General features: G+C 71.3%; 6 protein-coding genes and 1 pseudogene. 1 reads left to right on the top strand and 6 read right to left on the bottom strand.

Annotated elements, in window-relative coordinates:
• Positions 1 to 105 precede the first annotated feature (105 nt).
• Positions 106 to 798 carry a general secretion pathway protein GspE gene (locus FL311_RS37220; protein WP_141332434.1) on the top strand — a complete coding sequence of 231 codons (693 nt, stop codon included), beginning with the start codon at positions 106 to 108 and terminating at the stop codon, positions 796 to 798.
• A gap of 15 nt (positions 799 to 813) precedes the next feature.
• Here FL311_RS37220 and FL311_RS37215 read toward each other — a convergent pair whose 3' ends face one another.
• The 6 genes and pseudogenes from FL311_RS37215 to FL311_RS44455 form a co-directional block, all read right to left on the bottom strand.
• Positions 814 to 2,832 (bottom strand): cyclic nucleotide-binding domain-containing protein, encoded by a 2,019-nt coding sequence (locus FL311_RS37215; protein ID WP_141332433.1) that lies wholly within the window; start codon positions 2,830 to 2,832, stop codon positions 814 to 816.
• On the bottom strand, positions 2,832 to 4,952 hold the full coding sequence (locus tag FL311_RS37210) for a HEAT repeat domain-containing protein (protein ID WP_141332432.1): 2,121 nt from the start codon (positions 4,950 to 4,952) through the stop codon (positions 2,832 to 2,834). The genes FL311_RS37215 and FL311_RS37210 overlap by 1 nt, the downstream gene beginning before the upstream one ends.
• A gap of 83 nt (positions 4,953 to 5,035) precedes the next feature.
• Positions 5,036 to 7,438 (bottom strand): pseudouridine synthase, encoded by a 2,403-nt coding sequence (locus FL311_RS37205; protein WP_141332431.1) that lies wholly within the window; start codon positions 7,436 to 7,438, stop codon positions 5,036 to 5,038.
• A 24-nt stretch (positions 7,439 to 7,462) separates the two neighbouring features.
• A complete protein-coding gene (gene scpB / locus FL311_RS37200) occupies positions 7,463 to 8,446 on the bottom strand; it encodes an SMC-Scp complex subunit ScpB (RefSeq protein ID WP_141332430.1) in 984 nt (327 codons plus the stop codon).
• Complete coding sequence (locus FL311_RS37195; protein WP_141332429.1) at positions 8,433 to 9,302, bottom strand: ScpA family protein; 870 nt, start codon at positions 9,300 to 9,302, stop codon at positions 8,433 to 8,435. Before FL311_RS37195 ends, scpB begins: the two co-directional genes overlap by 14 nt.
• A 163-nt stretch (positions 9,303 to 9,465) precedes the next feature.
• Positions 9,466 to 9,658 (bottom strand): annotated as a pseudogene (locus FL311_RS44455) (tryptophan--tRNA ligase); the annotation flags it as partial.

Raw genomic sequence — 9,658 nt, 5'->3', positions numbered from 1 at the left:
CATGAGGATTTCCCCGAGCCGTCCGCTGGTATGCTCCCGCGCGTGAATCCTTCCTCCGTGGCACCCCCTCCCCCCGGCCGTAAGCGCCGGCTCGGGGAAATCCTCATGGATGCGGGTCTCCTGACCGAGACCCAGCTTCGCTCCGCGCTGGCCGAGCAACGCAAGTGGGGAGGCCGCCTGGGCCTCACGCTGGTGCAGATGCGCTTCGTGGACGAGAGCTCCATGGTGCACGCCCTGTCGCGCCAGCTCGCCATCCCCACGGTGGACCTGGATGCCCTGACGCCTTCGGCTCCGGCGATGCAGGCGCTGCGCGTGGACATCGCCGAGCGCTACACGGTGTTCCCCACCGCCTACGAGCCGTCGAGCAAGCTGCTCACGGTGGCCACGTCGGACCCGACGAACGTGGAGTCGCTCCAGGAGCTGGCGTTCCACACGGGCCAGCGGCTCCAGGTGGTGGTGGCCGCGGCCTCGTCCATCGAGCGGGCCATCCGCCGCCACTACCATGGGGAGATCACCTCCACGACGGCGTCGCCGCTGGCGTTCGGAATCGACGAGCAGACCTTCGAGCTGGCGCCTCCGTCCGAGTCGGCCGTGGAGCTGATGCCCGCCCCGCGCGCGTCGGGCCCGTCGTCCGTCCGGGAGGGTGAGCTCACGCAGCAGGTGGAGGCCCTCACCCAGAAGGTGACGGACCTGGAGCGCATGGTGGCGCAGCAGGCGCGCTCGCTGCGCGCCATGCTGGAGCTCCTGGAGACGCGGGGCCTCGTCACCCGCGACGACTACCTCGCGAAGGTGCGCTGAGGGACGAGGCCCGGCTCAGACGAGGATGAGGTCCTCGTCGCCGCCCGGGGCCTCCACGCCGAGCACCTGCTCCGTGCGGCGGAGGCGCTCGTCGCTCAGCTCGGAGATGAGCACCAGGATTTGAGGGTGGCTGGAGATGAGCGCGTCGAAGTCGGCGCGCGGCAGTCGCAGGAGCGTGGTGTGGCGCCCCGCGGTCACGGTGGCCGTGGCGGGGGTCTTCTGGAGCAGGGAGATTTCGCCGAAGAGGTCTCCCTCCTTCAGCCGCGTGAGCAGGTGCCCGTCCTTGTGCACCTCCACCTCGCCCGAGAGCAGGACGTAGAGCCCATCCGTCTGGTCCCCGTCGCGGATGATGACGTCACCGCGCTCGACGTCGCGGGCGCGGAAGCGCTCCACCAGCGTGCGCCGGTCCTTCCGGTTGAAGGGCCGGAAGAGCGCGGAGGTGTTCATCACGTTGGTGAGCAGACGCTGGCGCACGAACTTCTTCAGGGCCGCGGCCACCTGCGGATGGCTCCGGGAGAGCGAGGCCAGGACGGGCGCGGAGATCTCCAACAGCTGCGTGTCCTCGGAGGCGGCCTCCACGGAGGCGGTGCGCGGCGCTCCGGAGAGGATGGCCATCTCGCCGAAGAACGCGCCGCCCTCGAGCACCGCGAGCTCCACGCGGCGCCCGGCGTCCATCCGGAAGACGCGGGCCCGGCCCTCGCAGATGACGTAGAAGGCATCGCCGTGGCTGCCCTGCTCGATGATGCGCTCCCCCGCGCTGAAGCGGCGCAGCGGGCAGCGCTCGAACAGCTCGATGAAGGCGTCGCGAGGCAGGTCCGAGAACAGCGGGATGGTCGGCAGCGCGTCCAGAGAGGGCGCGTCGGTGATGACCTCCTCGGTGAGGCTGAAGACCTCCTCCTCGTCGGTGACGGCGGCCCTCCCGGCACGCTGATTCAGACCGGCCTGGGCCGCGAGCTCCACGGCGTGCAGCAGGGAGTCCGCTTCGAGCTCCAGCTCGGTGAAGGACGACGGGCGCGGCGTCACCGCGCGCAGCGATGCGCCCAGCTCGCGGGACACCTCGCGGAACGGGACGGCGGTGGCGCCCGCGGGGGGCGTGACCTCCGCGCGGCGCGGGCGCAGGCCCGGAGGCGCCGAGGGCGGGTCGATGACCGTGGGCGTCGGCGGGAGGCCGGGCTCCATCGCCTGTGCATCGCCGATGGGCGAGGACAACGCCTTCCACTTCCCGCTCACTGGGGACTTCGCCGCGGGCACAGGTGCCGAGGGAGGCGTGATTCGCTGCGTGGTGCGCGGCGCGAGTCCTGGAGGCAGTGTGCTCGCCGTGGGGGGCGCACCCGGCTCGGGCTCGCCCACGACGACGTCGAAGCCTTCATCCTCGGAGGCGGTGCTCGTGGAGGGCGCCGGTGCCATCGAAGCCCGCGCCACGGCAACGGTGCTCGAGGGGGAGAGGCCCGCTTCGACCCATCCGGTGCTCGACGGCTCGACCTGCGAGGACAGTGCCTCGTCATCGTGAGTGGTGGGCTCGGCTTCCTGCCCCACGCTCACGGAATGGACGACGACCTCCTCCGAGCTGGAGGTCGTGGAGGACGTCTCGACGGAGAGCTCGAGTCCTTCCGATGCGTCGCCCGACACCGGCTGCGGGGACGGCGCGGGGCGCTCGGGCGGCGGCGGCGCGGAGAGCGCGCTGCCCATGGGCCCTCGGGCCCTTGCGCCCACGGGCGTGCCTCGGCGCGCATAGAGGTTCGCCAGCATCTGCTGGACGCCCTGGTGGCTCGGGTCCAGCTCGAGGATGAGCTTGCTCGCGGCGATGGCGCGCGGGAGGAAGCCCTCCTTCGCGAAGCCCTCGGCGGCGGACTGGTAGGCGGCGACGGCGCGCTCGCGCTCCCCTGCCTTCGCCCAGGCGTCACCCATGCGCAGGCGCGACTGGTGGTCCTTGGGGTCGAGCTTGCAGAAGTCCTCGTACAGCTCGGCGGCCTTGGAGAAGCGCCCCTTGGTGAAGGCCGCGGCGGCGCTGTCCTTGAGCTTGCGTGCTTCCATTACCGAGCCCCCTCCGAAGCCGTGCCCCCCTTCGCCAGCGCCGCGCCCGCCGCGTCACGCACGGTCCGGAAGTAGTCGCTCTTGAGCGCATCGAGGAACTCCGAGTGCGTCGTCGCGCCCATGCGCTTGAGCGCCGTGGCCGCCGCCGCGCGAATCTCCGGCAGGTCGTGGAACAAGTCCCTCGCCACCACGTCGGCCGCCTGTGCATCCCCGATCGTCCCGAGCGCCAGCAGCACGTCGCGCCTCGCCACGCTGTTGGTCTCGTCGAGCGCCTTGATGAGCGTGGGCACCGCGTCCTTCGCCTGGATGCGCGCGAGCACCACCGCCGCGAGCGCCGCCTCCGGCCCACCCTCCTTCACCACGCCCTGGAGCACCGCCGACGCCGACGCCGGCACCCCGGGGCCCTTCGCCAGCGCGTCCAGCACGAGCAGCTTCTCGCCGCCCATCTTCGGCAGCGCCTCCAGCAAGGCCACCTGCCCCGCCTCGCCCGACTCGGCGAGCGCGTGCGCCAGCGTCTTCTGGAGATCCCTCTCGGGCTCGAAGATTCCCTCGCGAGCCACGGCCACGCCCTCGGCGCCCAGGCGCGTCAGGCCCACGAGCGCCGCCGTGCGCAGGGGGATGCTCGGGTCCTGGCTGTATCCCTTGAGCAGCTCCAGGGCGCCCGGCGCGCGCAGGGTCCCCAGCGCGCGAATCAGCGTCGCCAGCGGGACGAGCCGCTCGGCCTCCACGTCGTCGAACAGCTCGCTGGGCACGCGGGGCTTGACCACGGTGCGGCCCGCGTCCTTGGCCCGCTGCGCGTTGAGCGCCTTCACCCGCTCGAAGAGCGAGGCGTGGCGGGACGCGCGCTCGTCATTCGGCGAGGCCGCGACGTGCGGGGAGGTCGTGGCGGACGGGTCGAACCCGGCGCCGTACGTCTCGGGGAGCTTCTGGGTGACCCAGTCCGAGCGCAGCGCCTCCAGCCCCTTGGCCTCCTGCTCGTAGAGCTTCTGGAGCTGGGGCACGACGGACGCGTCGCCCACCGCGGCCACGGCGTCCACCGCGAGCATGCGCAGCGTGGCATCGTTCTGGTTGAGCCACGGCGTCACCTTCGCGAGCAGCGGCTGGGCCACGGGCCCGAGCCCGGCCACGGCCTGGAGCCCGCTCGCGGCGGTGGTGGGGCGCGCCAGGCGCTCGCCGATGGGGTCCAACGGGCAGCCGCCGCGGGTGCGCATCGCCAGGGCCGCCGCGAGCGCGTCGGACGGGGCACCATCGAGCGCGACGGCGCACAGCGCGGTGTCGGTCTCCGGCGTGCGCGGGAAGGACAGGATGGCGTCGATGGCCATCGGGCTCACCGCGCTCTTCTCCACGGCCACGGCCTGGAGGCGCGGCGCGGCGGCGGGGTCCTGCAGCTTGCTCAGCGCGATGATGGCGGACTCGCGCAGCTCCGGGAAGCTCTCGTCGAGCAGCAGCGCGATGTCGCCCACGGCCCGCTTGTCCCCCGCGTCGCCCAGGCCACGCACGGCGGCGGCGGCGAGGATGACCTGGCTGTCTCGGACCAGGGGCAGGAGCCGATTCACGGCCTCGGGACGACCGCTCTTGCCCAGCTCCTCGGCGGCGCCGACGCGCTCGGGGAGCTCGCCTTCGGTGAGCGTGAGGAGGTTGCGGTCCCACTGGCCCTTGGCCTCGGCGGCCACGACTTCCGCCATGGCGCCCGGCACATTGGCGTTCTTGAGGGCCTGGACGATGACCTGGCGGGTGGTGCGCCCCCGGCGCCCGTACTGGAGCGTGAGGTAGGCCTTGGCCTTGTCGTTGCGCACCTTGGAGAGCGCCATGGCCGCGCGGCCCTGGACCTCCTCGTCGGAGTCCTCGAGCAGCTCGCCCAGCAGGTCGACGACGCGAGGATCCTGACTCTCGCCGAGCGCGACGGCCGCCTCCGCGCGGACGATGGATGCCAGGTCCTTGGCCGCGCGGGTGAAGAGGATCAGGTCATCGGGATTGCCCTGTCCGGCGAGCTTCTTCACCGCCAGGGCGCGGACCTCCGGTCGAGGACTCTGGAGGTCTGCGAGGAGCTGGTCCCGGCTCCCGTTGCAACCGAGGACCAGGGCCAGCATGAGGATGTAGGGGCGTGCGCCGGTTCGCATCGGTCTCCGCGGAGGGAAACGGTGGAAAAGTCGCGGGGGGTTATATCAACACCCCCTTTGTCGCCCAATCCGCCGTGTGGTCCTCAGCGAGGCCGGCGAGGTCCCTTGGAAGGTCCGCCGGACCGGCCGCCGCGCGGAGCCTGAGCGCTCCAGCGGGGCTTGGAGCCCGATTCCTTCTTCTTTCCCCAGTCCTGGAAGCCCTCGGACTTGCGACCGCCCGTAGGCGCGGCCCCTCGGGCGCCCGCGCGGACGACCCGCTCACGGGGAGCGCCACGGTCGTCGTAGGGGGCCCAGCTCTTCCCCTCGCCGCCTGCTCCCTTGGGGCTCCTGCCGCCGGGCTTCGCGCCGAAGCTGCCGCGGCCTCGCGGAGGGCCCTTGTCGCCGAACGAACGACGCGCCGGGCCACCCTCGCTCCGAGCACCCCCGAAGCGGGGACGGCCTTCGCCGCTGGCGGAGCTGCCGCCACGACCGAACCGGGCCTGTCCCGTGCCTCCCGCGCCGCGGGGACCCCGAGGACGATCCTCGTCACCGGCGCCGAAGGACTTACGAGCCGGACGACCCTCGTCACTGCCGAACGTCTTGCGAGCTGGACGATCCGCACCACCGGCGCCGAAGGACCTGCGAGCCGGACGATCCTCGCCACCGGCGCCGAAGGACCTGCGAGCCGGACGACCCTCGTCACTGCCGAACGTCTTACGAGCCGGACGATCCTCGCCACCGGCGCCGAAGGACTTGCGAGCCGGGCGACCCTCGTCACTGCCAAAAGACCTACGGGCCGGACGATCCTCGCCACCGGCGCCGAAGGACTTACGTGCAGGGCGATCTGTGCCGCCGGCGCCGAAGGGCTTCCGGGTAGGCCGATCCTCGCCACTGGCGCCGAAGGACTTACGAACCGGACGATCCTCGCTGCCCGCTCCAAAGGACTTACGAGCCGGACGACCCTCGTCACTGCCGAACGTCTTGCGAGCCGGGCGCTCCGCACCACCGGCGCCGAAGGACCTGCGAGCCGGACGACCCTCGTCACTGCCGAACGTCTTGCGAGCCGGACGATCCGCACCACCGGCGCCGAAGGGCTTGCGAGCCGGACGACCCTCGTCACTGCCGAAGGACTTGCGAGCCGGGCGACTCTCGTCACTGCCAAAAGACCTACGGGCCGGACGATCCTCGCCACCGGCGCCGAAGGACCTGCGAGCCGGACGACCCTCGTCACTGCCGAAGGACTTGCGAGCCGGGCGACTCTCGTCACTGCCAAAAGACCTACGGGCCGGACGATCCTCGCCACCGGCGCCGAAGGGCTTGCGAGCCGGGCGACCCTCGTCACTGCCAAAAGACCTACGGGCCGGACGATCCTCGCCACCGGCGCCGAAGGGCTTGCGAGCCGGGCGACTCTCGTCACCGCCGAACGTCTTGCGCGCCGGACGCCCCTCACCGCGAGCACCCTCGCCCCACTCCTTCCGAGCGGGACGCGCGAAGCGCGACGGTCCTCCCTCCGCGCGCGGTCCACGCGAGCGCGGAGCATCCCCGCTCCCGAACTCCTTGCGAGCCGGACGGCCCGCGCCCGCACGGTCCCGGCCGAAGCGCGCGAGCCCCGAGCCACCCTCACCCGCCGGCTTCCGCTCCGCACGGGCCGCGGGCTTGCGGCGCACCGGCGCCGCGTCATCATCCATGGCCAGCTCGTCCTCGTCCGCCTCATCGAAGCCCGGCGCCGCGCGACCATGGCGCCGAGGCGGCAGCCGCAGGTCCGACGACGGAGGCGACGCCTTCCCGTCGGCCACCTCGTTGAGCAGCTCGACCTCCGCCTTCTTCAGCGGACGCAGCTCACCCGGACGCAAGCCCTCCACACCCACGCCCGCGTAGGCCGGACGGAACAGGCGCACCACCGGGTGACCCACGGCCGCGCACAGCCGCTTGATGAGGTGCGGACGGCCCTCCGCCACGACGATCTTCAACCACGTGTTCTTCTCGGCGGCCTCGAACACGCCCACCGACACCGGCGTGGCCATGCCGTCCTCCAGCCGCACGCCGCCGCGCAGCTTCTCCAGCGTCGGCGCGTCGGGCTGGCCCTTCACCTTCGCCAGATACGTGCGAGGCACCTGGAAGCTCGGGTGCGTCAGCTTGTGCGCCAGCGCGCCATCATCCGTGAACAGCAGCGCTCCCTCGGCGTCGTAGTCCAGCCGGCCCACGGGGAACAGGCGCTTGCCCGTCTCCTCCACGTAGTTCGCCACCGTCGGGCGCCCCTGGGGGTCCGACAGCGTGGTCACCACGCCCACGGGCTTGTAGAGCAGGAAGTAGGACGATTCGTCCGGCGGCGTGACGAGCTTGCCATCCACGGAGACCAGGTCCGTCCCCGGCTCCACCCGGCTTCCCAGCTCCGTCACCGTCGTGTTGTTCACCGCCACGCGGCCCGCGGTGATCAGCTCTTCTGCGTGCCGGCGCGAAGCAACTCCCGCGCGGGCCAGGTACTTCTGTAGTCGTTCGGCCGCCATTACTTCCCCTTCACTTGCTGCCCGTCACTCGGGCTTCTGCCCCTCGGGGCCCGTCTCGGGCTTGGGGGCTTTGTCCAGGACACTGGAGCTGGCCTTCTGTATCTGGTCAGCCGCCGCCATGGCTTCCTCCAGGTCCTCCAGCGCGGCCTCGCTCGCCGCCGCGCTCTTCTCCATCCGCTTCGTGAATCCCGGGTCGGAGAGTGCTTCCACCGTCCCCGCCGCTGCCGGTGCGGGTCGTACTTCTTTCTCCACGATTTCGCGATGCTCCTGCGTGAGCTCGTGGAATTCCCGCAGCGTGGGCAACGCCGACAGGTCCTTCAGGGCGAAGAACTCCAGGAATTCACGCGTAGTGCCATAGAGGATGGGTCGCCCCACCTCCTCGCGCTTGCCGAGGATCTTCACCAGCTTGCGGTCGATCAACGCCTTGAGCACGGCGCCGCAATCCACGCCGCGGATGTCCTCCAGCTCGGGCCGGGTCACCGGCTGCCGGTACGCGATGATGGCCAGGGTCTCCACCGCCGCCCGGGTGAGCCGCTGGGGCTTCACGCGCAGGTAGCGCCGGACGTACTCGCCCGAGTGGGGGTCCGTGCGGAACTGCCAGCCGCCGGCCACCTCGTACAGGACGATGCCGCTGATGCCGTCCCGGTGGATGCCGGACAGCTGGTTGAGCGCCTCGGCGATGAGCGTCTGCTCGATGCCGGTCGCCTGATACAGCTCGTCCACGGACAGCGGGCGCTCCGCCACGAAGAGCACGCTCTCGATGACCGTCCGGACGCGGTCCTGCGACAGCTTGCGGCTCTTGGAGACCAGCTTCTCGAACGAGGTCTCCAGGTCGGGCGTGGACTCGGAGTCCTCCTCGATGGCCGCCGCTTCCACCTCGTCCAGCTCGTCCGCCGGGCCGGGGCCCGTGACGGCCGCCAGCTCCTCCTCGGAGAAGGGGCTCGGCCCTCCGGACGCGGCGGACTCCTCGCCGTCTCCGCCTCGGGAGCCTTTCCTACCGGTAGTCACTCTCGTCGACCTCCGTGGGGGCCAGCCGCTCCAGGGCATCCCCGTTGGGCAACAACAGGATGGGCCCGAGCGGCTCGTCCTGTACCACACGGATGAGCCGGCGTTTCACCATTTCCAGAACCGCCAGGAAGGTAACGACAATCTCCTGGCGGGTGGGCGTGTCCTCCTCGTTGAACAGGCTCTCGAAGAGGACCTGTCCCTGGGGACGCAGCCGCCCGACGATGCGCAGGATGGCCTCGGAGAGGGTGATCTTCTCCCGGACCACCTCGTGCTGGACCTTGGGCGTCAGCCGCTCCAGCACCCGGTCCAGCGCCTCGATGAGCTTGAGGACGCTGAACTCCTGCAGGCCCACCTCCTCCTCGGGGATGGGCACCGCCTCCACCGGGACGCTGCGCGCGAACACGTCCCGGCCCAGGATGTCCTGGCGGGCCATGTGCTCGGCGGCGTCCTTGTACTTCTGGTACTCGAGCAGCCGCCGGACCAGCTCCGCGCGCGGGTCCTCGGGCTCCTCCACCGCCGCCAGGGCCTCGCCGCCCTCGGGCACCGCCACCGCGTCCTGGCGGGGCAGCAGCATGCGGCTCTTCAGGTGGGCCAACGTGGACGCCATCACCAGGAACTCCCCGGCGATGTCCAGGTTGATCTCCCGCATCCGCTCCAGGTGCTCCAGGTACTTCTCGGTGATGAGCGCCAGGGGGATGTCGAAGATGTCGACCCGGTGCTCCTTGATGAGATGGAGCAGCAGGTCGAGCGGACCCTCGAAGTTGGGCAGCGCGACGCGGAAGGCGTCCGCCGGGGTCCGGGGCGGGGCGCCTTCGCCGAGGCCTTCATCGGCCGATGTCGGGCGGCCGTCACTCACCGGCGTGTTCCTGGCGGCCCTTCTGGCTGTCGGTGGCTGCTGGTCATCACGCAAGGGCCCGGATTCGCGTGATTCGAGCGCGAACCGGGGGACACACCTCCTTAACAGTGGGTCCCAGGTGGGTCAAACAAACGGCGGTAAACACCCGTTCAGGCCCGGAACCTCATGGGATGCCCACCGCGCGCCGGACCTTGTCCATCAGGACGGAGGCCTCCTGGCGGGCCCGCTGGGCGCCATCCTGGAGGATGCGCTCCAGCTCCGCCGGGTCGCCCGCCAGCTCGGCGTACCGCTGACGGGCCGGTCCGAAGGTCGTGTGGAAGGCCTCCAGGAGCTTCTTCTTGTACTCCCCGTAGCCC

Origin of the sequence: Myxococcus sp. AB025B, assembly GCF_006518215.1 — a bacterium.
GTDB classification, from domain to species: Bacteria; Myxococcota; Myxococcia; order Myxococcales; family Myxococcaceae; genus Myxococcus; species Myxococcus fulvus.
The sequence above is the reverse complement of the archived record's forward strand: the minus strand, read 5'-3'. Positions and strand labels throughout refer to the sequence as shown.